Source organism: Streptomyces sp. NPDC001068 (assembly GCF_042897315.1).
In the GTDB taxonomy this organism is placed as follows: domain Bacteria; phylum Actinomycetota; class Actinomycetes; order Streptomycetales; family Streptomycetaceae; genus Streptomyces.
In genome coordinates, this window is the sequence record NZ_JBIAYD010000001.1 from 872639 (window position 1) to 897503 (window position 24865).

19 protein-coding genes are annotated in these 24865 nt (G+C 72.7%); 6 read left to right on the forward strand and 13 right to left on the reverse strand.

Annotation, left to right across the window (positions count from 1 at the left end; genetic code table 11):
- Positions 1 to 24: 24 nt before the first annotated feature.
- Complete coding sequence (locus ACFY3I_RS03820; protein WP_390859183.1) at positions 25 to 576, reverse strand: DUF1697 domain-containing protein; 552 nt, start codon at positions 574 to 576, stop codon at positions 25 to 27.
- Positions 577 to 957: 381 nt separating this feature from the next.
- Between ACFY3I_RS03820 and ACFY3I_RS03825 the strand changes: the two genes are divergently transcribed.
- The gene (locus ACFY3I_RS03825) at positions 958 to 3216 is read left to right on the forward strand and encodes an MMPL family transporter (protein ID WP_390859184.1); all 2259 of its coding nucleotides are present in this window, start codon (positions 958 to 960) and stop codon (positions 3214 to 3216) included.
- Positions 3217 to 3301: 85 nt separating this feature from the next.
- Here ACFY3I_RS03825 and ACFY3I_RS03830 read toward each other — a convergent pair whose 3' ends face one another.
- The 3 genes from ACFY3I_RS03830 to ACFY3I_RS03840 are packed head-to-tail and all read right to left on the reverse strand — an operon-like array spanning position 3302 to position 6371.
- The gene (locus ACFY3I_RS03830; RefSeq protein ID WP_390859185.1) at positions 3302 to 4582 is read right to left on the reverse strand and encodes an ABC transporter substrate-binding protein; all 1281 of its coding nucleotides are present in this window, start codon (positions 4580 to 4582) and stop codon (positions 3302 to 3304) included.
- Entirely contained in the window at positions 4582 to 5415 is an 834-nt protein-coding gene (locus tag ACFY3I_RS03835) for a carbohydrate ABC transporter permease (protein WP_390859186.1), read from the reverse strand. Before ACFY3I_RS03835 ends, ACFY3I_RS03830 begins: the two co-directional genes overlap by 1 nt.
- Positions 5412 to 6371: a carbohydrate ABC transporter permease gene (locus tag ACFY3I_RS03840; RefSeq protein ID WP_390859187.1), complete on the reverse strand. Its 960-nt coding sequence runs from the start codon at positions 6369 to 6371 to the stop codon at positions 5412 to 5414. Before ACFY3I_RS03840 ends, ACFY3I_RS03835 begins: the two co-directional genes overlap by 4 nt.
- 153 nt (positions 6372 to 6524) lie before the next feature.
- Here ACFY3I_RS03840 and ACFY3I_RS03845 point away from each other — a divergent pair, with 153 nt between their 5' ends.
- The gene (locus ACFY3I_RS03845) at positions 6525 to 7388 is read left to right on the forward strand and encodes a phosphotransferase enzyme family protein (protein ID WP_390859188.1); all 864 of its coding nucleotides are present in this window, start codon (positions 6525 to 6527) and stop codon (positions 7386 to 7388) included.
- 9 nt (positions 7389 to 7397) lie between these two features.
- Here ACFY3I_RS03845 and ACFY3I_RS03850 read toward each other — a convergent pair whose 3' ends face one another.
- From ACFY3I_RS03850 to ACFY3I_RS03865, 4 genes are all read right to left on the reverse strand, one after another.
- Positions 7398 to 8117 carry a 3'-5' exonuclease gene (locus ACFY3I_RS03850; RefSeq protein WP_390859189.1) on the reverse strand — a complete coding sequence of 240 codons (720 nt, stop codon included), beginning with the start codon at positions 8115 to 8117 and terminating at the stop codon, positions 7398 to 7400.
- A 102-nt stretch (positions 8118 to 8219) separates the two neighbouring features.
- Entirely contained in the window at positions 8220 to 9461 is a 1242-nt protein-coding gene (locus ACFY3I_RS03855; protein WP_365292662.1) for an SAV2148 family HEPN domain-containing protein, read from the reverse strand.
- A gap of 102 nt (positions 9462 to 9563) precedes the next feature.
- On the reverse strand, positions 9564 to 10880 hold the full coding sequence (locus ACFY3I_RS03860) for a copper amine oxidase (RefSeq protein ID WP_365292664.1): 1317 nt from the start codon (positions 10878 to 10880) through the stop codon (positions 9564 to 9566).
- Positions 10881 to 10948: 68 nt separating this feature from the next.
- Entirely contained in the window at positions 10949 to 11764 is an 816-nt protein-coding gene (locus ACFY3I_RS03865) for a Tat pathway signal sequence domain protein (protein ID WP_390859190.1), read from the reverse strand.
- A 195-nt stretch (positions 11765 to 11959) separates the two neighbouring features.
- Between ACFY3I_RS03865 and glgX the strand changes: the two genes are divergently transcribed.
- The 3 genes from glgX to ACFY3I_RS03880 all read left to right on the forward strand — a co-directional run bounded on the left by glgX (position 11960) and on the right by ACFY3I_RS03880 (position 18035).
- Complete coding sequence (gene glgX, locus ACFY3I_RS03870; RefSeq protein WP_365292668.1) at positions 11960 to 14068, forward strand: glycogen debranching protein GlgX; 2109 nt, start codon at positions 11960 to 11962, stop codon at positions 14066 to 14068.
- A gap of 68 nt (positions 14069 to 14136) precedes the next feature.
- A complete protein-coding gene (gene treY / locus ACFY3I_RS03875; protein WP_390859191.1) occupies positions 14137 to 16491 on the forward strand; it encodes a malto-oligosyltrehalose synthase in 2355 nt (784 codons plus the stop codon).
- A 290-nt stretch (positions 16492 to 16781) separates the two neighbouring features.
- Positions 16782 to 18035, forward strand: coding sequence for a M14 family zinc carboxypeptidase (locus tag ACFY3I_RS03880; protein WP_390859192.1), 1254 nt, complete (start codon positions 16782 to 16784; stop codon positions 18033 to 18035).
- A 58-nt stretch (positions 18036 to 18093) separates the two neighbouring features.
- Here the strand turns inward: ACFY3I_RS03880 and ACFY3I_RS03885 are convergent, their stop codons facing one another.
- The 3 genes from ACFY3I_RS03885 to ACFY3I_RS03895 all read right to left on the reverse strand — a co-directional run bounded on the left by ACFY3I_RS03885 (position 18094) and on the right by ACFY3I_RS03895 (position 20574).
- Complete coding sequence (locus tag ACFY3I_RS03885) at positions 18094 to 18510, reverse strand: subtilase-type protease inhibitor (RefSeq protein WP_390859193.1); 417 nt, start codon at positions 18508 to 18510, stop codon at positions 18094 to 18096.
- A complete protein-coding gene (locus ACFY3I_RS03890; protein ID WP_390859194.1) occupies positions 18507 to 19826 on the reverse strand; it encodes a M14 family zinc carboxypeptidase in 1320 nt (439 codons plus the stop codon). The genes ACFY3I_RS03885 and ACFY3I_RS03890 overlap by 4 nt, the downstream gene beginning before the upstream one ends.
- Positions 19827 to 20022: 196 nt before the next feature.
- The gene (locus ACFY3I_RS03895) at positions 20023 to 20574 is read right to left on the reverse strand and encodes a DUF1707 and FHA domain-containing protein (protein ID WP_365292678.1); all 552 of its coding nucleotides are present in this window, start codon (positions 20572 to 20574) and stop codon (positions 20023 to 20025) included.
- A 176-nt stretch (positions 20575 to 20750) separates the two neighbouring features.
- On the opposite strand from ACFY3I_RS03895, the gene treZ reads away from it, so the two are divergent.
- The gene (gene treZ, locus ACFY3I_RS03900) at positions 20751 to 22490 is read left to right on the forward strand and encodes a malto-oligosyltrehalose trehalohydrolase (protein WP_390859195.1); all 1740 of its coding nucleotides are present in this window, start codon (positions 20751 to 20753) and stop codon (positions 22488 to 22490) included.
- 100 nt (positions 22491 to 22590) lie between these two features.
- On the opposite strand, the gene ACFY3I_RS03905 is transcribed toward treZ, so the two are convergent.
- Positions 22591 to 23538 (reverse strand): aminoglycoside phosphotransferase family protein, encoded by a 948-nt coding sequence (locus tag ACFY3I_RS03905; protein WP_390859196.1) that lies wholly within the window; start codon positions 23536 to 23538, stop codon positions 22591 to 22593.
- 61 nt (positions 23539 to 23599) lie between these two features.
- Positions 23600 to 24730: an aminopeptidase P family protein gene (locus ACFY3I_RS03910; RefSeq protein WP_390859197.1), complete on the reverse strand. Its 1131-nt coding sequence runs from the start codon at positions 24728 to 24730 to the stop codon at positions 23600 to 23602.
- Positions 24731 to 24865 lie beyond the last annotated feature (135 nt).

The window sequence follows — 24865 nt, forward strand, 5'->3', positions numbered from 1 at the left end:
GGCAGTTGGCCCGGCTGATGACGATCACGTCCGGGGCGCGGTGAGCTCCACCAGCCTGACGACCGTGTTCCAGTTGCGAGTGGTGGCGATCAGCCCCTTGTTGATCCGCGGCCGGGACAGCGCCTCCGCCAGCTTGGAGCGGCCGAGGCCGTCGGGGGCGTACAGGTACAGCGCGCGGTCACCGAGGCGGAACTCCTCGGGCAGATGGGCCGCGGGGTCCATGTCGGCGAACCGCTCCGGCGCGACGGGCGCGGAGAAGTAGGTGACGTGGAGCTGCCTGGCCTCCAGTTCGGCGGCCGGGAACGGGCAGGCCTCGGCGACCGCCTTCAGGTAGGCGTGGTCACGGACGAGCACGTCCACGGAGAAGCCGAACCGCTCCTCGATCGCCCCGGCCAGTTCCGCGGCGAGCGACTCGGTGCCCCCGCCGGCGGCGGCGAAGGCGGCCTGTCCGCTCTGGAGATGGGTCTGCACGGACTCGTACCCCAGGCCGGTCATGAGCGCCCGCAGCTCGGCCATCGGGAGCTTCTTCCTGCCGCCCACATTGATCCCGCGCAGCAGTGCCGCATACATCGTCATTCGAACACCTTAGAACGGCCGTCGTGCCCCGTGGGGGCGGGCACGACGGCCGTGCCGGGCATGCCGGACTGCCCGAAACTCTGGCCGATGGGACCGCTCCGGATCAACTCCTACACGCAGCTGTGACTTGTTCAACAAGGTTTCGTAATCACAAAGCGGATCCCCGTCGTCGGAAGGGACAGCCCTGATCATCACCCCCGAGATGGGTCGATAGATGTAGGGGCCCGACATCCTCCCAGGCGATGAGAGCCGGCCGCCGCACTTCACCGGACAGTACGAGGAGTCGGTCTTGTCCGGCCCATACCTTCGAATCGAACGCAGGAAGTCGTGAAGAGATCGTGGCGGCCGGGGCCGTCACCGCACACGAGGGGGAGTCCCGTCATGGATCCCGTCAGGGGAAACGGAGAGACGCGGGTGCGGGGCCTGGCGGCCCGGGCCGGCGGCTGGAGCGCCCGGCACCGCTGGGCCGCCGTCGGCATATGGATACTGTTCGTCGTCCTGGCCATGGGACTGGGGTCGGCGGCCGGCCGGGTCGACGTCGACGAGAGCGACCAGCTCAAGGGCGAGACCCACACCGCGGCGAAGATCATCGACGACGCGGGGATCAAGGAGCCGGCGAGCGAGACGGTCCTGATCCAGTCCACCAGCCCGTCGGGGAAGGCCACGGACGCCGGTTTCAGGTCGGCGGTCGCCGAGGTCGTCAAGGCGGTCGACGCCACCGGCAGGGTCACCGACGTCACCTCCCCGTACACCACCGGAACCATCTCGAAGGACGGCCGCAGCGCGCTGGTCCAGTTCGACATGCGGGGCGACGCGGAGACCGCCGCGGACCGGGTCGGGCCGGTGCTGGACGCGGTGGCCGCGGTACAGAAGGCGCACGGCACGCTGCGGATCGCGGAGATCGGCGGCGCCAGCATGAACAAGCAGTACGACGACGCCTTCGGCAAGGACTTCCAGCGCGCCGAGTACTCCGCCGTGCCGGTGGCCTTCGGCATCCTGCTGATCGCCTTCGGCGCCCTGGTGGCCGCGCTGCTGCCGGTCGGCCTGGCGGTCACCGCGATCGTGGCCACGATGGGCCTGATGGGCCTGGTCAGCCACCTGCAGCCGATGAGCGACACCGCCAACTCCGTGATGCTGCTGGTCGGCATGGCCGTCGGCGTCGACTACTGCCTGTTCTACCTGCGCCGGGAACGCGAGGAACGGCAGGCCGGCCGGGACGCGGGCGCGGCCCTGCGGATCGCCGCCGCCAGCAGCGGCCGGGCGATCATCGTCTCCGGGGTCACGGTCTGCGTGGCGATGGCGGGCATGCTGTTCACCGGGCTCGCCGAGTTCGAGGCGATGGGCCTGGCCTCCCTGATGGTCGTCGCGGTCGCCATGGTCGGCTCGGTGACCGTGCTGCCCGCGCTGCTGTCGCTGCTGGGCGAGCGGGTCGAGAAGGGCCGGCTCCCGTTCCTGCGCCGCCGGGCGCGCACGAACGGGCCGTCCGAGAGCCGGTTCTGGACCGCCGTGCTGCGGGTCGTGCTCGCCAGGCCGCTGGTCTCCGTGCTCGTCGCCCTCGGGGCGCTGCTCGCGGTCGCCGCGCCCGCCCTCGGCATGAAGACCTCCCAGCTCACCCTGGACCAGGAGTTCGGCGGCTCGCTGCCGATCGTGCAGACCTACGACCGGGTCAACCAGGCCTTCCCCGGCGGCTCCGAGCCGGCCGAGGTGGTCGTCAGGGCGAAGGACATCAACGCCCCCGAGGTCCGGCGGGCGCTGACCGACTTCCGTGAGCGGGCGATCAGTTCGGGCGCCTCGCGCGGCCCGGTCGACATCAAGGTGCACGACGCGCAGAACGTCGCCCTGATCTCCGTACCGCTGGTCGGCGGCTCCGACATGGACAAGGCGGGCCAGAGCCTGGAGAAGCTGCGCGACCAGGTACGGCCCGCCACCCTCGGCAGGGTCGACGGGGTACAGGCCCCGGTGACCGGCAACGTCGCCGGCAACGAGGACTTCAACGACCAGCTGATGGGCTCGGTCGTGGCGGTCTTCGCCTTCGTGGTCGTCTTCGCCTTCCTCCTCATGCTGCTGTCGTTCCGCTCGCTGACGGTCGCGATCACCTCGATCCTGCTCAACCTGCTGTCGGTCGGTGCCGCCTACGGCATCCTCGTCGCCGTCTTCCAGCACGGCTGGGGTGCCTCCCTGGTGGGCGCGGAGGGCGTCGGCGCGATCGTCAGCTGGCTGCCGCTGTTCCTCTTCGTGATCCTGTTCGGCCTGTCGATGGACTACCACGTGTTCGTGGTCTCCCGGATCCGCGAGGCCCGGCTGCGCGGCCGGTCCACCAGGGACGCGATCCAGCACGGCGTGGTCACCACGGCCGGGGTCGTCACCAGCGCCGCCGTCATCATGGTGGCCGTGTTCGCGATCTTCGGCACGCTGTCCATGCAGTCCATGAAGCAGATGGGCGTGGGCCTGGCGGCCGCGGTCCTCATCGACGCGACGGTCATCCGGGGTGTCCTGCTCCCGGCGGTGATGGCCCTGCTCGGTGAGCGCAACTGGTACCTGCCCCGCTGGCTGCACCGGCTGCCGGACCTGACCCACGACGAGTCCCCGGAGGCGGCGGCGCCGGCGCCCCGCGACGAGCAGGACCGGCTTCCGGTCTGACTCGCGGACGGGGGGGAACACCCCCCGGCGCAGGGCCTGTCGGCTCCCACGGGACCGGCGGGCCCTGCGCCGTGTCGGCGGACGTTCAGCGCTGGTAGCGGGCCAGGACCAGGTTGCCGTCCTTCTCCAGGCGGTGGCGGAGTTCCCCGAGGCCGATGGCGCCGCTGTAGTACGACTGGAGGGCGGGGGTCGCTAACTTGTCCTTCCACTCCGGGTAGCCGCGGACCGTCTGGGCGGGGGCCGGTGCGAGGCGGTCGGCCAGGGCGGTGCCGGTGGCCCAGCCGTACCTGGCGGTGTGCAGGGCCGGATCCTTGAGGGCCTCGGTGCCGGTGGGCAGCATCCAGTCGCCGAGGGCGAGGCGGACCATGTTCCGCGGCCGGAGCAGGAAGTCGATGAACTCGGCCGCCTCCTTCTTGTGGTGACTGTCCTCGGCGACGGACAGCGTCTGCGGGCTGACACCCTGGTCGAGGCCGTCGGCGCCGGCCGGGGCGGGCAGCACCTCCCACCGGAAGTCCTTCGGTGCCTGCTGGACGATCTGCTGACGGTAGGAGAAGCCGAGCGGGACCATCGCGTACCTGCCGCCGAAGAAGCCCGGCAGGGTGTCCGAGCCGCCGCTGCCCAGGGTGGAGCCGGGTGCGCTGTGGTCGATGTTCACCTGGTCGTGGACGGTGCGCGGCACGACCTGGTCGGCGGCCCCGAACCGCACGGTCACCCTGCCGTCCGCGCCGCGCTCGAAGAGCCGTCCGCCCGCCGACAGGGAGAGGTTCAGCGTGGCGGAGACGGGCTCCTTGAGCGGCCAGGCGACGCCGTACCGGCCGTCACCGCTGAGCTCCTTGGTGATCTGTCTGAACTCGGCCCAGCTCCAGGGATGTTCGGGCGTCGGTATACGAACGCCCGCCTTCGCGAGCCAGGCGGTGTTGGCGATCAGCACCCGCGGCTCCTGAAGGAACGGCACCCCGTACACGCCGTCGCCGAAGGTCGCGGTCCGCCAGCTCCGCCGGGGTATCGCGTCCTTGAGCCGGGCGGGCAGCAGGCCGGTCAGGTCGGCGAGGTAGCCGCCGTACGCGAAGTCGGCAAGGTCGTCGGAGGCGTCGTGGATGATGTCCGGGGCCTCACCGCCCTCGCACGAGGTCAGCAGCTGGTCGTGGACACTGTCCCAGCTTCCCTGCACGTACTCGACCTTGACGTCGGGGTGGGTGGCGTTCCACTCCCCGACCAGTTCCCTGTTGGCGGCCACCGAGTCCTCCTGCCAGGCCAGGGACTGGAAGCGGAGGGTGACCGGACCGCCCTTCCGGGCGGTTCCCGAGCAGCCCCCGAGCAGCAGGAGGAGGGTGCCGACGAGTGCCGTGACGGTCCTGGTGCGCATCAGCTCTTCACCGCCCCGGCGAGCATCCCGCCCGTGATCCGCCGCTGGACGAGTGCGAAGACGAGGAGCGAGGGCAGCGTGGCCAGGAACGCGGCCGCGGCGAGCGGTCCGAGGTCGGCCACGCCCTCCGCGCCGATGAAGTGGGTGAGGACGACCGGCAGGGTCTGCTTCTCCGGGGTCTTCAGCAGCACCAGCGCGAAGAAGAACTCGTTCCACGCGGTGACGAAGGCGAACAGCCCGGTGGCCACGATCCCGGGCGCCAGCAGCGGCGCCGTCACCGACACCAGCGTCCGCAGCCGCCCGGCCCCGTCCACGGCGGCGGCCTCCTCCAGTTCGACGGGCACCGCCCGGACGTAGCCGCCGAGCATCCACAGCGCGAACGGCAGCGCCCACACCACGTACACCATCACCAGCCCGGGCAGGGAGTCGATCAGGCGCAGGTTCTTCAGCACCAGGAACAGCGGGATGATCACCAGCACGAACGGGAACGCCTGGCTGACCACCACCCACGCGGTGGCCGCCCGGGACAGCACCCCGCGCCGGCGGGCCATCACGTACGCCATCGGGGTCGCCAGCAGTACGGCGATCACCGCGGCGCCGATCGCGGCGAGCAGCGAGTTGAGGCCGGCCCGCAGCAGCGGCTGTTCGTCGAAGGCCTGCCGGAAGTTGGCGAGGGTCGGATGCCGCGGGATCCACGTCGGGTGCAGACTGCCCAGTTCGGCCGGGGACTTGAAGGCCGTGGAGAGCAGCCACAGCAACGGGAAGGCCAGGAAGGCCAGGTAGCACAGGAGGGCCGCGTACTGGGCGGCCCGGGCGCCGGTGCGGGTCCTCACGCGTCCTCGCCTCCCCGCAGCCGGCCCGCGAGGAAGACGGCCAGCAGCACCGCGATCACCGCGACCATCACGCAGCCCATGGCGGCCGCGTAGCCGAACTGGCCGTAGCGGAAGGCCTCTTCGTAGGCGAACAGCATCGGCAGCCGGGTCCGGCCGCCGGGTCCGCCGCTGGTCAGGACGTAGACCAGGGCGAAGGAGTTGAAGTTCCAGATCAGGTTGAGCGCGGTGACGGCCAGGGCGACGGGTCTGAGGGCCGGCCAGGTGACCGTGCGGAAGCGGCGCCAGGCGCCCGCGCCGTCCACGGCCGCCGCCTCGTGCAGTTCGCGCGGGGTGTTCTGCACTCCGGCGAGCAGGGCGACCGTGGTCTGCGGCAGGCCGGCCCAGACGCCGACGACGATGACGGCGGGCAGGGCGGTGCCCAGGCCGCTCAGCCAGTCCCGGCCGTCGCCGAGACCGAGGTCGCGCAGGGTCTCGTTGAGGATCCCCGCGTCCGGGTTGTAGACCAGCCGCCACATGATGCCGACGACGACCTCGGGCATCGCCCAGGGCACGATGGCCAGGGCGCGGGCCAGCCAGCGCAGTCGCAGGTCCTGGTCGAGGAGGAGGGCGAGGCCGAGGGCGAGCAGGAACTGGGGCACGGTCACCCCGAGGGCCCACACCAGGCCGATCCGGAACGACTCCCAGAAGAGGGTGTCGTGCAGCAGGTCGTGGAAGTTGAGGGCGCCGATCCAGCGGGTGGCCGCGGTCCGGCCGGACTGGGCGTCGGTGAAGGCCAGCAGGATGCCGTAGAGCAGCGGGCCGACGCTCAGGACGAGGATCGGGATCAGCGCGGGCAGCACCAGGAACCAGGCGCCGTGGCCGGTCAGGCGGGCGGCGGCCGGTCGCCGTACGTCTGGCGCGTTCGTCGCCACTGCCACGTCGTCCCCCCTTTGCGCGGCCCGGTCGGGCCTGGTCATGGTCGTGAAGGCGGCTGGTCCCGTCAAGGCACCGCGCACAGGTCGCCACCTCCGTGGATGCGAGACTGGCCGGCGGACGACGGGCGGCCCGTGCCGTGTGCACCCGCACAGCGGCGGGGCGCCGGGCACCGGGAACGGACACGGAGGCGGACGATGGACGAGGCAAGGGCGCGGGACGTACTGGCCGCGGCGGGCGTGCTGCCCGGTGCGGCGGCGGACGCCTCGCTCCTCGCCCTGGGCGAGAACGCGGTGTTCGGCGCCGGGGACCTGGTGGTGAAGGTCGGCCGGGACGCCGAACTGCTGGACCGGGCCCGGCGCGAGCTGGAGATCGCCGGATGGCTGGCCCAGGCGGGAGTCCCGGCCGTACGTGCCGCCGAGCCGGCGGCCCGGCTCGTGGAGGGCCATCCGGTGACCGTGTGGCACCGGTTGGCCGATCCGGTGCGGCCGGCCGAGCCGCGCGATCTGGCCGCCCTCCTGCGGATCGTGCACGCGCTGCCCGCACCGCCGTTCGCGCTGCCGCCCCGCGAGCTGCTGGGCGGTGTGGAGCGCTGGCTGCGGCTGGCGGGCGCGGCGGTCGACCCCGCCGACGCGGCCTATCTGCGGGAGCGCCGGGACGGCTTCGCCGAGGCCGCGGCCGCGTTGACGCCGCGGCTGGCGCCGGGGCCGATCCACGGGGACGCGCTGCCCCGCAACGTGCACGTCGGTCCGGACGGGCCGGTGCTGGTGGACCTGGAGACCTTCTCGTCCGACCTGCGTGAGCACGACCTGGTGGTCATGGCGCTCTCCCGGGACCGGTACGGACTGCCGGCCGCGGACTACGACTCGTTCGTGGCGGCCTACGGGTGGGACGTGCGGGAGTGGGAGGGGTGCGGCGTGCTGCGCGGGGCCCGCGAGACGGCGAGCTGCGCCTGGGTCGCCCAGCACGCGCCGAGCAACCCGAAGGCGCTGGCGGAGTTCGAACGCCGGGTGGCGTCGCTCCGGGAGGGCGACGGGTCCGTGCGCTGGTATCCCTTCTGACCGCACCGGCTAGACGGCCTCGACCAGCTCCCGCAGCGGCCACGCCCCGTCCACCACCGCGTCCGTCTCCCCCTTGCGGCGCAGGAACTGCTGGAAGTCCGCCGCCCACTGCGCGTACCAGTCGACCTGCCGCCGGTGCAGCTCCGCCGGGCCGAGCGCCGCGATCTTCGGGTGGCGGTCGGCTATCGCGCCGGCCAGCCGGGCCGCGGCCAGGGCGTCGGCGGACGCGTCGTGGGCGGCGGCGAGGGTGACGCCGTACTCGGCGCAGACCGCTTCGAGATTGCGCTTGCCGCGGCGGTACCGGTCAACCCAGCGGTCGATGGTGTAGGGGTCGATGACCGGTGCCGGGTCGAGGCCGCCGAGACGGTCGGCGAGGGACGGGAGTCCGTGCCGGCGCAGCTCCGCGGAGAGCAGGGTGAGGTCGAAGGTCGCGTTGTACGCGACGACCGGGACGCCGGTCTTCCAGTACCCGGTGAGGACGTCGGCGAGGGCGTCGGCGACCTGGTCGGCGGGGCGGCCCTCGGCCGTCGCCCGCTCGTTGCTGATGCCGTGCACGGCCACCGCGTCGGCCGGGATCTCCACGCCCGGATCCGCCAGCCACTCGCGGCGGCCCAGCTCCTGCCCGGCCCTGACCTCGATCACGGCGCCCGTGACGATGCGCGCCTCGCGCGGATCCGTACCCGTCGTCTCCAGATCGAAGCCGATCAGGAGTTCCTGGTGCCAGCCCATGGGCGGTCCCCCTTCTTGGTGGTGCTTTCCCCCAGTGGTGTCCACCCTCGCATGCGCCACTGACAATCAGGGGACCGCGTTCCGCTTACCGCCGCGTCCGCCTCAGGACACCGGGCGCGAATCGGCCCAGGCCATTTCGAACTCCTCACGGTATGTCGGGAAGAGTCCCGCTTCCAGGACGTCGTCCGACTTGAGCACCTTGTCGCCGTTGCGCAGCACCAGCACCGGCGACTCCATGCCTCGCGCCCCGCGCAGGTAGGACTGGACGATCGCGACGCCGTCGGCTCCGTCGCCGTCCACCAGGTAGGCGGAGAAGCGGGGGGTGTCCTCGTAGACCTGGATCTCGAAGGCGCCCGGGTCGCGCAGCCGGGAGCGGACCCGGCGCATGTGGAGGATGTTCATCTCGACCGACCGGGAGAGTTCGCCGCGCTTCATCCCGAGCTCGCGCTCACGGCGCTTGATGGCGCTGGAGGCGGGGTTGAGGAAGAGCAGCCGGACCCGGCAGCCGGTCTCGGCGAGCCGCACCAGGCGGCGGCCGGAGAAGTTCTGCACGAGCAGGTTGAGGCCGATGCCGACGGCGTCGAGCCGGCGGGCGCCGCCGAAGAGGTCCTCGGCCGGGAACTGGCGCATGAGACGGACCCGGTCGGGGTGGACGGCGACGACGTCCGCGTACCGGTCGCCGACCAGGTCCTCCACCGCGTCCACCGGCAGCCGGCGCGCGGAGGGCACGTCACCGCCCGCGCCGAGCATCTCCAGGAGCCGGGCGGAGGCCCGTTCGGCCTGGCCCAGGACGGCCTCGGAGAGCGCCCGGTTGCGGGAGACGACGTTGCGGGTCACCTCCAGCTCGTCGAGGGCGAGTTCGACGTCCCGGCGTTCGTCGAAGTACGGCTCGAAGCACGGCCAGTGCTGCACCATCAGCTCGCGCAGCTGAGGCAGCGTCAGGAAGCTGATCACGTTGTCGTCGGCCGGGTCCAGCAGGTAGCCCTTGCGGCGGCTGACCTCGCGGACCGCGACCGCCCGCTGGACCCACTCCTGACCGGCCGGCCCGGCCGCGGCGACCACCCACTCGTCACCGTGGACGGGTTCGTAGATGGGCCGCAGCACGGCGGCCACGACCGTCCGCAACCGCTGCTCGACGAGGTTCAGCCAGATGTAGGCACGGCCGGCCCGCTGGGCGCGCGTACGCACCTCCAGCCAGGCGTCGGCGTCCCAGTCCAGCTCCGGCCCGATGGAGCCCGAGGCGTCCATCGGGCGGGCCAGGGACACCGCGCCGGGCGGGACGTCTGTGGAGTTCCCCTCGTGACCCTCGTCACCAGGGGGCAGCTCCAGGCCTCCCGAGCCCACCCGTGCACCGCCTTCCGCTCCCCCGAACCAACCCCGTGCCAACGATCAAGGAAGGGTACTCCGGGAGCGGTGGGCGGTGCAGCAGGATGGACAGGTCGTTTCTCAACTACCGTTTCCGGGCTGTCCGTTCTGATCGGCGAGAGCGGCCGGAGTGAGCGGATTCATAGCGGTGACATCCCGCGGGGCGATGGCGAAGCCCTGCCAGTGGACCGGCATCGGCTGCTGGTCCTCGTCGCGCGCGATGTGGTGGAAACCGACGTTCACCCAGACCACGGGGTTGGTGAGGGTCTGCCCGTTGACCCACTGGTCGACGGTCCTGGGGTGCCCGTTGGCGCAGCCCGGGTTGTTGCTCGCGAACAGCTCGCACTTGTCGTACTGGGTGAAGTAGACGTCGTGCTTGGTGAAACCGTGACCCGGGTACTTGTTGGTGGCGCCCTGGACGATCTCGTACGAACGGGCGTGCCCGTCCTTGTTCTTGCCCGCCGTGCTGACCACGCGCCACCAGCGCATGTTCTTGGAGTCGCCCGCGAGTTCCTTCTTGACGTCGGTGCGGGTGGTCTTGTTGGTGGGCGCCTCCTGGCCGTGCGCGGGCGGGCTGACCACCGAGTCGTACTGCTCGACGCGGCTCTTGGACGAGCCGTCGAGGTCGAAGTCCAGCTTCCAGAACACGTTGTGGCTGTGGCTGGTGGCGTAGGCGTGGGCGCCCTTGCCGATCGGCCAGCCGCGGCCGTCCCCGGCGTCGTAGTCGCCCGGCGAGAGGCTGCCGGTGGCGCCGACGTTCATGTTGATCGTGCCGTCGTCCTGGAACCGCCACTCGGTCATGTACTCGTACCAGCCGACCTTGTTGACGGTGTAGACGAGCAGGTCCTTGCCCTGCTGCTGGTACACCCGGTTGCCCGTGTCGGCCTGCATCCGGTACGCGTGTCCGCGCGAACGGGTGGTGGTGCACAGGCCGTTGACGTTCGGGTGGTCGGGGTCCCATGCGTCGGGGACCTTGACGGTCCTGATGGTGCCGCCGGGGCACTCGGCCGAGGCGAGCGGCACCAGGCCCTGGGCGAAGCCGAAGCCGGTCAGGTCGTCGTACTCGACGCTGCCGTCGTCGTAGGGGACGTCGATCTGGCCGAGCCGGGCGCTGGAGAGGACCTTGATGGGGGCCGTCTCGCCCTTGGGCTGGTAGGAGATGTGCTCCAGGACCAGCCCGGCCTTGCTGTCGTAGCGCCAGCACATCCGCCAGGTGGTCCCGGTGGAGAGCTTCTGCTCGATGCGGTAGGCGGCGGAGCAGTCCGCGGCGGGCGCCGCGGCCTGCTTCGGCTGCGCGGCGGCGGGTCCGGCGGCGGTGGTCACGCCGGCGGCCAGTGCCGCCGCGGACAGGCCCACGGCGGCCGTCCGGCGGGCCCGGCGCATTCTGTTCGGTTGCATGACGAAGTGACTCCTCGTACGGGAGATGCGGTCGGGAACGGAGTTGGGAGGTGCGGGACCGGGCCGGCTCAGCGGCCGAGCTTCACGACCTTGCGCGCGCTCAGGTCGACGATCAGTGAACGGGCGTCGATCCAGGGCCCGTTCTTGACCTTCGGGAAGAGCCGCACGCAGCGGTGTTCGCCGCACTTGTCGAGCGCGGCCGGCTGGGCGCCCTCGGTGGCGCGGTAGACCGCGCTGTTGAGCAGCAGCAGCTGCTCGGGGGAGGTGAGTTCCTCGCCGGTGGCGTCCTTGAAGTCCGCCTTCAGGCCGGCGCCGAGCGGGTCGGCGACGAGCAGTTGCAGCGCCTCGACGTTCTCGTCGTGGCTGAGCGGCGGCTGGACCCCCTGCCGGGTGGTGGTCCGTTCGACCTTGCCGGTGTCGAGGTTGACGGTCCGGGTGACGAGGCTGTCGTTCCGGTAGTCGTAGAACGTCACGTCCGCGCGCCGCGGCGCGTTCGTGGCGTCCAGTTCGCTCGCGTCCGGCTCGGCCAGGTCGACGCTGATCCGCTGCGGACCGCGCCGGCCCTCGACGTTCTCCCCGGCGTTGAACATCTGCTTGGTCAGAGCGAGTTGTTCGACGCGCCTGGTCTCGTCGTCGGTCAGCGGGTCGCTTCCCGTGCCCTTCTTCCCCTCGGCCGGCGCCTGCTCCACCACGCCCGGCCTGACGGCGTCCGAGCCCTGCCCGGCCGACTGCGCGGAGACCGCGCCCGTTCCGTCGTTCCCTCCCGAGTCGTCCGCCCCCGCCGTACCCGGCAGGGTGATCCCGACCATCACGGCGGTCCCCGCGACCGCCAGGCCCGCACCGGCCACCACCTTGCCCAGATGGCGGTGCACTATCCTGCGCACATCTTCCCCCTACTCCCCCTTGGTCACAGGGAGTACGTGTCTGCCCCACTGGTTCGGCACACTTCGCCCACGGGGCGCTGCATGCACTGGTCGCCGGGTAAGAGGGACGTAAGTCATCTGGGGTTCCATCAGTTTCGGGCAGACTCATGACCAAGGCACCCCCACGCGCAAGACACACCTGGAAGAGTCGACTTCATGCAGGTCTGGCCTGGAGAGGCATATCCGCTCGGCGCCACGTACGACGGCGCCGGGACCAACTTCGCGGTGTTCACGGAGACCGCGGACCGAGTCGAGCTGTGTCTGCTGCACGACGACGGCTCCGAGACCGCGGTGGAACTCCGCGAGAGCGACGCCTTCGTCCGGCACGCCTACTTGCCGGGGGTGATGCCCGGACAGCGCTACGGCTTCCGGGTGCACGGCCCGTACGACCCCGGTCGCGGGCTGCGCTGCAACTCGGCGAAGCTGCTGCTCGACCCCTACGCGAAGGCGGTCAGCGGGTCGGTGCGCTGGGGCGAGGAGGTGTACGGCTACCACTTCGGCGATCCCGACAAACGCAACGACCTGGACTCCGCCCCGCACACCATGACCTCGGTGGTGATCAACCCGTACTTCGACTGGGGCGACGACCGGCGGCCGCGCACCGAGTACCACCACACGGTGATCTACGAGGCCCATGTCAAGGGCCTGACGATGCGCCATCCGGGGCTGCCCGAGGAACTGCGGGGCACCTACGCGGGCCTGGCGCACCCGGCCGTCATCGAGCACCTGACGGAGCTGGGCGTCACGGCGCTGGAGCTGATGCCCGTCCACCAGTTCGTCAACGACCACCGCCTGGTCGACATGGGACTGAACAACTACTGGGGCTACAACACGATCGGATTCTTCGCCCCGCACAACGCGTACGCCTCCTGGGGCGACCGCGGCCAGCAGGTCCTGGAGTTCAAGTCGGCGGTCCGGGCGCTGCACGAGGCCGGGATCGAGGTGATCCTGGACGTCGTCTACAACCACACCGCCGAGGGCAACCACCTGGGCCCGACGCTGTCCTTCCGGGGCCTGGACAACCCGTCGTACTACCGGCTGACCGACGACCCCCGCTACTACATGGACACCACCGGCACCGGCAACTCGCTGCTGATGCGGTCCCCGCACGTCCTCCAGATGATCATGGACTCGCTGCGGTACTGGGTCACCGAGATGCACGTCGACGGCTTCCGCTTCGATCTCGCGGCCACGCTGGCACGGCAGTTCCACGAGGTGGACCGCCTGTCGTCCTTCTTCGACCTGGTGCAGCAGGACCCGGTGGTCTCCCAGGTGAAGCTGATCGCCGAGCCCTGGGACGTGGGCGAGGGCGGCTACCAGGTGGGCAACTTCCCGCCGCTGTGGACCGAGTGGAACGGCAAGTACCGCGACACCGTGCGCGACCTGTGGCGCGGCGAGCCGCGCGCGCTCGCGGAGTTCGCGTCCCGGCTGACCGGCTCCTCCGACCTCTACCAGGACGACGGCCGCCGCCCGCTGGCCTCCATCAACTTCGTGACCTGTCACGACGGTTTCACCCTGCACGACCTCGTGTCGTACAACGACAAGCACAACGCGGCCAACGGCGAGGACAACCGGGACGGCGAGAGCCACAACCGCTCGTGGAACTGCGGGGTCGAGGGGCACACCGACGACCCCGGGGTCCTGGAACTGCGCGAACGGCAGATGCGCAACTTCGTCGCCACGCTGATGCTCTCCCAGGGCGTGCCGATGATCGGGCACGGCGACGAGTTCGCGCGCACCCAGCAGGGCAACAACAACGCCTACTGCCAGGACAACGAGGTGGCCTGGGTGGACTGGCCGGGCCCCGAGGACGAGAGCGGTCTGCTGGCCTTCACGCGCGCGATGGCGCGGCTGCGCAAGGAGCACCCGGTGTTCCGGCGCCGGCGCTTCTTCCACGGCCGCCCGGTGGAGGGCACCCACGACGAGCTCTCCGACATCGCCTGGTTCACCCCCGAGGGCCACGAGATGGCCCAGCAGGACTGGGGGTCGGCACAGGCGTCGGCACTGACCGTGTTCCTCAACGGCAACGCGATCTCGGAACCGGGCACCCGCGGGGAGCGGATCGCCGACGACTCCTTCCTGCTCATGTTCAACGCGTCCCCGGAGCCGCTGGAGTTCCTGGTGCCGGTGAACCACGGCAGGCAGTGGGAGGTGGTGGTGGACACGGCCAGGGCCGAGGAGCCCGCGGCGGGGCCCAAGGTGGACGGGGGTGCCCGGCTGACCCTGGTCAGCCGGAGCATGACCGTGCTGAAGAGGCCGGCCTAGGGACGCCCCGAGGGGCACTGTGCCGCAAGCGGTGACAGAGAAGCCGGCGGGGCGGGTACGAGGTCTGCATGACAGCTGAGCGAACCGCCTCCGCCCCGCCCACGGCCACCTACCGCCTGCAGCTCCAGCCCGGCTTCCCCTTCTCGGCCGCCGCGGCGGCCGTGCCCTACCTCTCCTCGCTCGGCGTCTCCCACCTGCACCTGTCCCCCGTCCTGGAGGCCGTCCCCGGCTCCGCGCACGGCTACGACGTCGTGGACCACGCGCGCGTGCGCGAGGAGCTGGGCGGCGAGGAGGGGCTGCGCGCGCTCGCGCGCACCGCGCGGGAACACGGTCTCGGCCTCGTCGTCGACATCGTGCCGAACCACATGGCCATGTCCCCCCGGCACAACCACGCCCTGTGGGAGGTCCTGCGCGAGGGGCCCGGGTCGCCGTACGCGCGCTGGTTCGACGTCGACTGGGAGGCGCAGGGCGGCCGGCTGCTGGTGCCGGTGCTCGGCGGCCCGGTCGGCGAGGTGCTCGATCAGCTCGTGGTCGACGGCGACGTGCTGCGCTACCACGAGCACGCCTTCCCGCTCCGGGAGGGCACCGCGGGCCTGCCGATGCCGGAGTTGCTGGACGCCCAGTGGTACCGCCCGGTGTGGTGGCGGCTGGCCAGGACCGAGCTGAACTACCGGCGGTTCTTCAGCATCTCGGAGCTGATCGGGGTGCGGGTCGAGGATCCGGAGGTGTTCGACGCCACCCACGCCAAGATCCTCCAGCTGCTGCACGAGGGGGTGGTGGACGGACTGCGCGTCGACCACCCGGACGGGCTCGCCGACCCCGACGGCTACCTCGCCCGGCTGCACAAGGCGAGCGGCGGCCGCTGGACCGTCGTGGAGAAGATCCTGGCCGACGGCGAGCGGCTGCCGGACGGCTGGCCGGTCGCGGGGACCACCGGGTACGACGCGCTGCGCCAGGTGGACGGCCTGTTCACGGATCCCGCGGGCGCCGGGGAACTGCTCGGCGGGTACCGGCGGTTCGCGGCTCCCCAGACGGACCGGGGCGGCGACTGGCCGGCGACCGTGCGGCGGGCCGCCTACAAGGTGCTCACGCACGAGCTGGCGGCCGAGACGGACCGCCTGACCCGGGCCGCCGCGCGCGCGTGCGCGACCTCTCCCGATCCGGCGCTGCGCGACCGGGCGCCCTGGGCGCTGCGCATCGCGCTGGAGGAACTGCTGGTGCGGATGCGGGTGTACCGGCCGTACACCTCCGGCGACACGGCCGCCGTGGTCACCGAGCGGGCCGCCGCGGAGGCGCGGTCCGCCTTCGTGGTGCCCGAGGAGGGCGGGGCCGTGGACGTGGTGCGTGGGCTGCTGCTGGCGGCGGACGACGGGCCCGGGCCCGAGGAGTTCCGCACGCGGTTCGCGCAGACCTCCTCGGCGCTGCGGGCCAAGTCGGTGGAGGACACGGCGTTCTACCGGTATGTGCCGCTGCTGTCCGCGACCGAGGTGGGCGGCGCTCCCGGCAGCCCCGCGGTCTCCCCCGACGGCTTCCACGGGTACTGCGCGCGCGTGCAGCGCGACTGGCCGCTCACCGGGACGGTGGTGACGACGCACGACACCAAGCGCAGCGCGGACGTCCGGGCGGCCCTGGCCGTGCTGACGGAGTGCCCCGAGCGGTGGGCGGACGTGCTGACCGAGGTGACCCACGACGGTCCGGCGGGCCCGGACGCGCAGCTGGCGTGGGCGGCCTGGCAGACGGTGTTCGGGCTCGGTCCGGCGGCCGGCGAGCGGGTGCGGGAGGCGCTGCTGAAGCACGTCCGGGAGGCGGGCCTCTACACGAGCTGGACGGAGCAGGAGCCGCCGTACGAGGAGGCGGTGGCCTCGTTCGTCGCGGAAGGGCCGTGCGGGGTTCCGGGCGAGCGTGTGGCCGCCTTCCGGGACTCGCTGGGCCCGCACGTCCGGGCCAACGTGCTCGGCACGGCCCTGGTCCATCTGACGATGCCGGGGGTGCCGGACGTCTACCAGGGCACGGAGGGCGAGTTCCGGGCGCTGGTGGACCCGGACAACCGGCGGCCGGTCTCCTTCCCGCCCGAGCAGCCGGGCGAGAAGGACGCGGTGACGAGGGCCGCGCTGCGGCTGCGGGCGCGCCGCCCGGCCGTCTTCGGCGACACGGCGACGTACGAGCCGCTGGCGGCCGAGGGGCCGGCCGCCGAGCACTGTCTGGCGTTCGCGCGCTCCGGGGCGGTGGTCACCGCGGTGACCCGGCTGTCGCTGCGGCTGGCCGCGGCGGGCGGCTGGCGGGACACGGAGCTGCCGCTGCCGCCGGGGCGGTGGGTGGACGTGCTGGCGCCGGAGCGGGAGTTCTCGGGGCACGCGCGCGTGGCCGGGCTTTTCGAGGCGCTGCCGGTGGCGCTGCTGGAACGGGTGGACGACGGGAGCTGAGGGCCGGCGCCAGATGAGCTGAGAGACCCAACCACATTCACTCGTACGGGTGAATATACGGTCGATTCGCAGGGGTGCCGAAACTCGTCGGGCCCCTGCCGCGTCGGTAAGGGCGCGCGGAGCCGTTCCGCGCCCCGCAATGGCTTCGCACCCCCGCCGACGCCGACCGCCCACGCCGGACGACCTGGCACGCACCCGGGCGCCCCCTGGAGCCTCCCCCGGGAGGTTCTTGACAGTTCACCTATGCCGTGCGGGACTGGGGAATGCGAAGCCGGGCGGACCTGACGGGGGTGAGTCCACTGCCGGAGCTGCGTTACCCCAGTGTTCCCGAACTGGTCGCGACCGCCCGGGCGCTGGCCGCTCACCGGCCCGGCCTGTGCACGCTGCGGCAGATCGGCCTCTCCCGCGCGGGCAGACCCCTGCACCTGCTGTCCGTCGGGCACGCCCGGCAGGCGGTACTGGTGGTCGCCGGCGCCCACGCCAACGAACCGGCCGGCGGCGGCACCCTCCAGCTGCTCGCCGAACGGGTGCTGAGGGAGCGCGAGCTGCGGGCACGGACCTCCTGGCACTTCCTGCTCTGCGCGGACCCGGACGGCGCCAGCCTGCACGTCACCCCCGCACCGCGCAGCCTGCTCGACTACCACCACGGCTTCTACCGTCCGGCGGGCCCCGAACAGCCCGAGTGGTCACCGTCGGTGCTGCCCCCGGACCGGCTGCCGCCCGAGACGCTGGCCCTGCTCAGCGTGATCGACGAACTGCGCCCCTACCTCCAGGTGACCCTGCACGGCACCGATCTGGGCGGCAGCTGGGTGCAGCTGACGAAGGACGTGCCGGGACTCGCGGAACCGTTCGCCAAGTCCGCGGCGGAGCTGCACATCCCGGTGGAGACGGGTGCCTCGGACGCCGCGGGCTGGGCCGCCTCCGGTCCCGGTGTCCGGGTGATGCCCGGTCCGGGCTCGGGGGTGGCCTACCCGAGCCTGCCCGACGACGCGCGGCACAGCACCTGGTACCACGCGCACCGCTACGGGGGTCTGACGGCGGTGGTCGAGGTGCCGATGTGGGCCAGCGACCTGGTCGACGACCCGGCACCGCACCCAGGGCCCGCCTCGGCGATGCGGCGGCTGGCCGGCCGGCTGCTGCGGGACTCGCGGGAGGTGGAGCGGGTGCTCGCCGAGGCACTGCCCCGGCTGGACGGGTTCCTGGACGGGCCGTTGCTGCGGGCGGCGAGCTGGGCCCTGGGGCTGATCCCCGGGCTCGCCGAGGACTGGATCCGCAGGTCGCCGATCGACACCACCCGGGCGTACATCGGCAGTGTGGACGCCTTCGGGCGGCGGCTGCCGTTGCGGGCGGCGTCGATGCTGCTGCGGGTGCTGCGGGAGGCGGACGACCGCGCGGCGCCGCGGCTCGAAGAGCTGGTGTCCTCCTGGTGCGACGCCTACGGGGAGCGCTTCCAGGCCCGCTGGGTGCCGGTGGAGCGCCAGGTGGAGCACCAGGCCAGGACGGTGCTGGCGGCCGCGCAGCACGCCCGTGAGCGGGCCGCGTGAGGCTCCGGGGCCGGCCCGGTGGCGCGCCTTCCCCGGCAGCCGCACGCCGCGCTCGGACTCAGCCGTCGAGGGCGAAGACCGATCCCGTGCGCGCCGCCATCCCGCAGGAGTTCGAGAACGTCTCGCGGTAGTCGACCGGCCGGCCGTTCCACTGCCCGCGCGCCCGCGCGGTCACGGGGGCGTAGACCATCGGGCACATGGCGCCCTCGGCCGGGGTGAGACGCGCGACGTCACCGCCCACCGCGCCCAGTTCGGCGCAGGCATCGGCGGCCCTGGGGTGCCCCTGGGGCGGGTCGCACAGCAGGAGCGTGCCTCGTGTGCCGCCGGAGCCGTCCTCGCCCCTGGTGACGCTCAGGTACAGGTAGTCGCCGTCACGGGCCGCACCCGGCAGGGCCTGGGCCGGGCCGGCGGCGAGGAGCAGGGCGGCCGCCGGCAGGGCGACCGCGGCGGCCGCGGTTCTGATCAGATGGTTCATTCCCTGTGCATCGGCACCGTGGCGCCGGTGCCCCAGCCCGGCTCACCCGAACGGGCACGCACGCGCGCGTGGCGGCGGGCCAGTTCGAAGGTGCTGAGGACCACCCGTGTCTGGTACTCGGCCTGACGCGCCACCGGGATCCAGCGCGCGCCGAAGGTCTGCTCGAACTCCGCGCACCAGGTGTCGATCAGCCGGTCCAGCTCGGGCAGGGCGCCGGCGGGGTCGTGGCCGGTGCCGCGCAGCAGCCGGTGCAGCAGCCCGGCGGCGCGCAGGACCAGCCGCCGCCCGGCGATCCCCAGGGCGGCCAGATGGGCGCTGCTCAGCGGGGGCAGCGGGCGGGCGGCGTCGGTACCGGGGTCCCAGGCGTCGGCGAGCCCCGGCCAGACCAGCAGATAGTCGTCCACCGGCGCGAGCAGCCGGGCCGATTCCGGCGTGCCGGTCAGCTGGGGCCGGATCCGGGCCAGGACGCCCTCCAGGAGGGCGGTGTCGTGCCGCAGGGCCCGGCTGACGGCGCGCAGCTCGGCGTCCCGGTCGACGGGCGGGCCGCCGTCCTGGACGGCCGCCGCGCCCCACATGGGCGCCTCGACGACGGCGGTGACGGTGCCGTGCCGGTGCGGACGGAACCAGGTGGACTCGACGGCCGCCTCCGTGATGGCGGCGGCCAGATCGGCCCGGCGGGGCGGTGGCACCCGGTAGACGGCCGGGCCCAGGGTGGGCCAGTACAGGGCGTCGTAGGCGCCGAGTTCGCGGGGGATGCCGAGCCGGCTCGCGGTGTGTGCGAGACGCGGCGCGAGGCCCGGCAGGTCGTCGGTGAGCTCGACGAAGCCGCCGCCGACGTCGACGCCGTGCAGCGAGCACTGGAGGAAGGGCCGCAGTTCGTCCTGGAGGTCCAGCAGGGCCCGGGTCTCGGGCAGGACGGCGCCGTCCGCGCCGTCGGGCAGCCACTCGGGCTGCTCCAGGAAGCCGGGCCGGAAGAAGTGCCGGAAGTAGTGGCCGAGCGTGTACGGCCCGGCCAGCCAGCCCTCGTTGCGGCGTGAGCCGTCCGGGTCCAGGCACAGCAGCAGGTTCCACGTGACGTCGGCGTCCTCGGTCAGCCGCGGATCGGCGAGGACCCGGTCGGCGAGGCGGAGCACGGTGGCGCCGCCGACCGGTTCGTTGGCGTGCGGGCCGGCCACCACGAGGGTGTGCCGGCTGCCGTGACCGATCGAAAGCAGCCACATCGGAGCGCCCGCGCGTGAGGTCCCGATCCGGTGCAGCCGGGCGTCCCGGGGATGGTCGGCGACCAGTGCGGCCGCCTGCGAGGACAGCTCGTCCACAGACGGAAAGCGGTGGAGGGGCGGCAGGGCACACCTCCACGATGCTGTGCCGTCGGTTCACATGATGTGCATGAAGTACGCACAGTCAGTCACGACTTGAGGGGTACGTCAACACCGCGGCGGACAAACGTTTTGAGCCACTTAAGAGAAGGTGCCGAACACGAGGGCGGCGAGGGCGCGGCGAGAGGTCGCGCGCTCAGTGCGCCGAGAGCCGGAAGTGCACGCGGCCGAACCCGACCTGGTCTCCCTCGCGGACGACGGCCGCGCCGATCACCCGGCGCCCGTTCACGGTCGTGCCGTTGGTGGAGCCGAGGTCCCTGAGGACCCACAGGCCGCCCTGCCGGTGGAGTTCCGCGTGCACCCGGGAGACCGTCTCGTGGTTGAGCCGCAGCCCGCTGGCCGGGTCGCGGCCGATGCGCAGCGGATGCCCGGCGCCGGGGTGCGGCAGCAGCAGCTTGGGCAGCCGCTCGGCCTGCCAGGCGCGGCGCAGCCGTACCGTGAACCCGGAGACGGCCTCGACGGTGCCGAAGAGCACGCGCGCGAAGCGGCTCTCCGGAACCAGGTCGGCGGTGAGCACGGCGAGTTCGTCGGCGCGGCGGGCGGCCAGCGCCAACTCCATGCGGCGCACGAACGTGTCGTGCGACAGCCGTCCCATGGCGACGCCGTCGCGCAGCACACTCAGCGCTTTCTCGCGCTCCGCGTCGGACAACCGCGCGGGATAGGTGTTGAACTCGAAGGACGACGTCACGCTGCCGATTCTGGGTCAGTGAACCGCGGGTGTCCAGAAAACGGGGAAACGGCCGTCACGCGCGCGTACGTACGGCGACACCCGTCGGCAAAGCCGGGATTCAAAGCGGATTGATCTCTTTTCGCGGCACGATGGACGGGCTACCTCACGATGAGCCAGACGAAGGGGAACCGTCCGTGCAGTTCGAGGTGTGGGCACCGCAGGCAGACCGTGTGACGCTCCATTGCGACGGCGCCGTGAGCGCGTTGGAGCGTGATCCGCGCCGGCCGGGCTGGTGGGCCGGGGAGGCGGACGCCGAGGACGGCACCCGGTACGGCTTCGCTCCGGACGACGGCCCGGTGCTGCCCGACCCGCGCTCGCGCCGCCAGCCGGACGGGCCGGACGGGCTCAGCGCGGTCGTCGACCACGCAGGGTACGAATGGCGGGCCGCGTGGCCGGGACGCGCGCTGCCGGGCGCGGTCCTCTACGAGCTGCACGTGGGCACGTACACCCCCGAGGGAACCCTGGACGCGGCCGCCGATCGCCTGGAACACCTCCGGGAACTGGGCGTGACGCACGTGGAGTTGATGCCGCTGTGCCCCTTCCCGGGCCGGCACGGCTGGGGGTACGAGGGCGTCTCGCTGTGGGCGGTGCACGAGCCGTACGGCGGGCCCGAGGCGCTGAAGCGGTTCGTCGACCGGGCGCACGGCCTCGGGCTCGGTGTCGTCCTGGACGTGGTCCACAACCACCTCGGCCCGTCCGGCAACCACCTGCCGGCGTTCGGGCCGTACTTCACCGACACCCACCACACGCCCTGGGGCGCGGCGGTCAACCTGGACGCGCCCGGCTCCGACGAGGTGCGCGCGTACCTGGTGGGGAGCGCGCTGGCCTGGCTGCGCGACTACCGGATCGACGGGCTGCGCCTGGACGCGGTGCACGCGCTGTGCGACACGCGCGCGTGCCACTTCCTGGAGGAGCTGTCCTCGGCCGTGGCGGGCCTGGCCGGCGAGTCGGGCCGGCCGCTGTTCCTGGTCGGCGAGTCCGACCTGAACGACCCGCGGGTCATCACCGCGCGCGCGGAGCACGGCCTCGGCCTGGACGCGCAGTGGAACGACGACTTCCACCACGCCCTGCACACCGCGCTGACCGGGGAGTCCCAGGGCTACTACGCCGACTTCGCACGCGCCCCGCTGGCCGCCGTCGCCAGGACCCTCACCGGTGGCTACTTCCACGACGGCACGTACTCGAGCTTCCGGGGCCGCCACCACGGCCGTCCGCTGGACCGGGCACGGGTGGCCGGGCACCGCCTGCTCGGCTACTCCCAGACCCACGACCAGGTGGGCAACCGGGCCCAGGGCGACCGTCTCTCGGCCACCCTCTCCCCGGGCCTGCTGGCCTGCGCGGCCGCCCTGACGCTCACGGCACCCTTCACGCCGATGCTGTTCATGGGCGAGGAGTGGGCGGCGGGCACCCCCTGGCAGTTCTTCACCGACCACACCGACCCGGACCTCGCGGAGGCGGTACGACGCGGCAGGCGCCGGGAGTTCGCGGCCCACGGGTGGGCCGAGGAGGACGTGCCCGATCCGCAGGACCCGGCGACCCGGGAGCGGTCCTGCCTGGACTGGTCGGAGCCGGAACGCGAGCCGCACGCCCGCGTGCTGGCCTGGTACCGCCGGCTGATCGCCCTGCGCCACGAACAGCCGGACCTCACCGACCCCGACCTCGCCGACACCAAGGTGGCGTACGACGAGGAGGCACGCTGGCTGGCGTTCCGGCGCGGTGACGTGCGGGTCGCCGTCAACCTGGGCGCGGAGCCCGCCGCGATCCCGCTGGGCACCGCCCGGGTGCGGGTCCTGGCCGCGTGGGACGCCGTGACGGCACCGGACGCGGGCGGGATGCTGCGGGTGCCGGGCGAGTCGTGCGTGGTACTGACCTGAGCCCGCGCACCGGCGGACGGAGTATCGGAGACGGGGTACCTGAGACGGGGTAACGGAGCACGTGCGGGACGCCGGGGGTGCCCGGGTACCCGTGCGTGCCCTACGTCTCCTCGTCCGTGACGTCGTCGTCCCGCAGATCCGACACTCGCTCCAGCAGGATCGCCTCCCAGGCGCGCCGGAGCCGGGTGCGCAACAGGGGCAGGGGGCTGTCGTCACGGCCGTCGAGGCGGTCGGTGAGGCGGACGACGGTGTCGCAGCGGGCGAGCCACAGGCCGCGCAGGCAGGGCCGCACGCCGTAGCCGGCGAGGGTGGCCGCGCGGACGGCCGCGCCGGAGCCGACCGCGAGGACGAGCCCGGCGATGTCCTCGGCGGGGTCCCCCACCGCCGCGTCGGTCCAGTCCAGGACACCGCGCGTCCTGCCGTCGGCGCTGACCACCAGGTGCTCGCCCTTGAGGTCGTGGTGGACCAGCACGGCCGTACCGGGCTGGGCGGTGAGCTGGGCGGCGCTCGGAGACGTGAAGTGGAGCAGCGGCGCGGGGTCGAACTCGTCGGCGACGGCGAGGCGTTCGGCGGCGGGCAGGGCCATCCTGCGCAGCGCCTCCAGCGAGCGCGGCGGGGTGCGTGGCACACCGAGCGTCTCGGCCTGCCGCACCGGCACCTCGCGCAGGCCGGTGAGCAGTCCGGCCAGATCGGCCTCGCCGACCGCGGAGACGTCGTGCTCCTCGGCCGTGCCGCCGGGGATCGCGGTGTCCAGGGTGTACGTCAGCCCCGGCGCCCACTCGCCGCGCGCGACGCCGGCGGGGACCGCGACGGGCAGGTGCGGGCGCACCAGGTCCCGCAGCCGCAGTTCGCGGCGCTGGCGCGCGGAGGCCTCGCGGTCGGGCGCGAGACGCAGCACGTACCGGTCGCCGACCCACCAGGTCGAGTGCTCACCGCCCGCCGTCACGGGCCGGACGTCGGGGCCCGGGGCTCCGGTCGCGCCTTCCTTGAGCAGCGAACGGGCCAGTCGGCGGACGGTGTCCGCGGTGGGTGTCGGTGCCTGGGTCATGGGTCGTGCCGTCGCCGTTCGGGATGAGGTGGGGGCGAGAGGGTCGGCGGAGCCGGACCGGTCAGCTCACCATGACCATCTCGCGGGTGGTGTTGTTGAAACGACGCCCGCCCTCCTCGGTCACCGTGACGATGTCCTCGATCCGGACCCCGAAGCGGCCGGGCAGATAGATGCCGGGTTCCACGGAGAAGCACATCCCGGGCACGAGCGGCTGCTCCTCGCCCTCGATCATGTACGGCGGCTCGTGCGTGGTGACGCCGATGCCGTGGCCGGTGCGGTGGATGAAGAACTCGCCGTACCCGGCGTCGGTGATGACCGCGCGGGCGGCCCGGTCGACCTCCTGGCAGGCGGCACCGGGGCGGACGGCCCGGAAGCCCGCCTCCTGGGCGGCGCGCACGATGTCGTGCACTTCGCGTTCCTCGGCGGTCGGCGGGCCCACGTGCACCGTCCGGGTGGTGTCGGAGCCGTACCCGTCCTTGAGGCCGCCGAAGTCCAGGACGACCATGTCCCCGTCCTGGATGACCCGGTCACCCACCTCGTGGTGCGGGTTGGCGCCGTTGGGGCCGGAGCCGACGATGGTGAAGTCGACCTGTTCGTGGCCGAAGCGGCGCAGCAGGTCGGCGAGGTCGTGGCCGACGTCGGACTCGCGGCGGCCGGCGAAGGGAACCTTGCGGATCTCCTCGAACGTCTCGTCGGCGGCCGCTCCCGCGGCGGCGAGGAGTTCGAGTTCGGCCGCGTCCTTGACGGCGCGGAGCATGGGCAGCGCGTCGGTGAGGGAGGCGTAGGAAGTGCCGGGGAGCGTCTTCTGCAGACCCAGCAGGTGCATGGCCCAGGCGTTGTCGCTGATGCCGAAGCGGCCGTCCTTGGCGAGCAGTTCGGCGGTCACGGCGTAGGGATCGACGCCGTCGGTCCAGTCCCGCAGACTCAGCACGGCCGCGCCGTCGGCCTTCTCCGCGTCGGGGGCCTCCAGGGTGGGGACGATCAGCACGGGGTCACTGCCGGGGGCCAGCACCAGGAGGGTGAGCCGTTCGGTGACCGCGGTGGGGGTGTACCCGGTGAGCCACACCATGTCCGGACCGGGGGCGATCAGGAGGCCGGCGAGTCCGGCGTCGGCCGCGGTCCGCGCCGCGCGCGCCATACGGGACTTGTAGTCGCCGGCGCTGAAGGGCGCGGCAGGGGTGGTGCCGGTCATCGGGCCTCCGTGCACGGGTGTGGGTGCCTGCGGGGAGCATCCTGCCGGGTACGGAAGGGCCGCGCGAGCCGGTTTGCGCGGAAGCGCGCGGTGTGTCGCCGCCGCGGGGCACGGGGGCTGGTGAGCGCACCACGT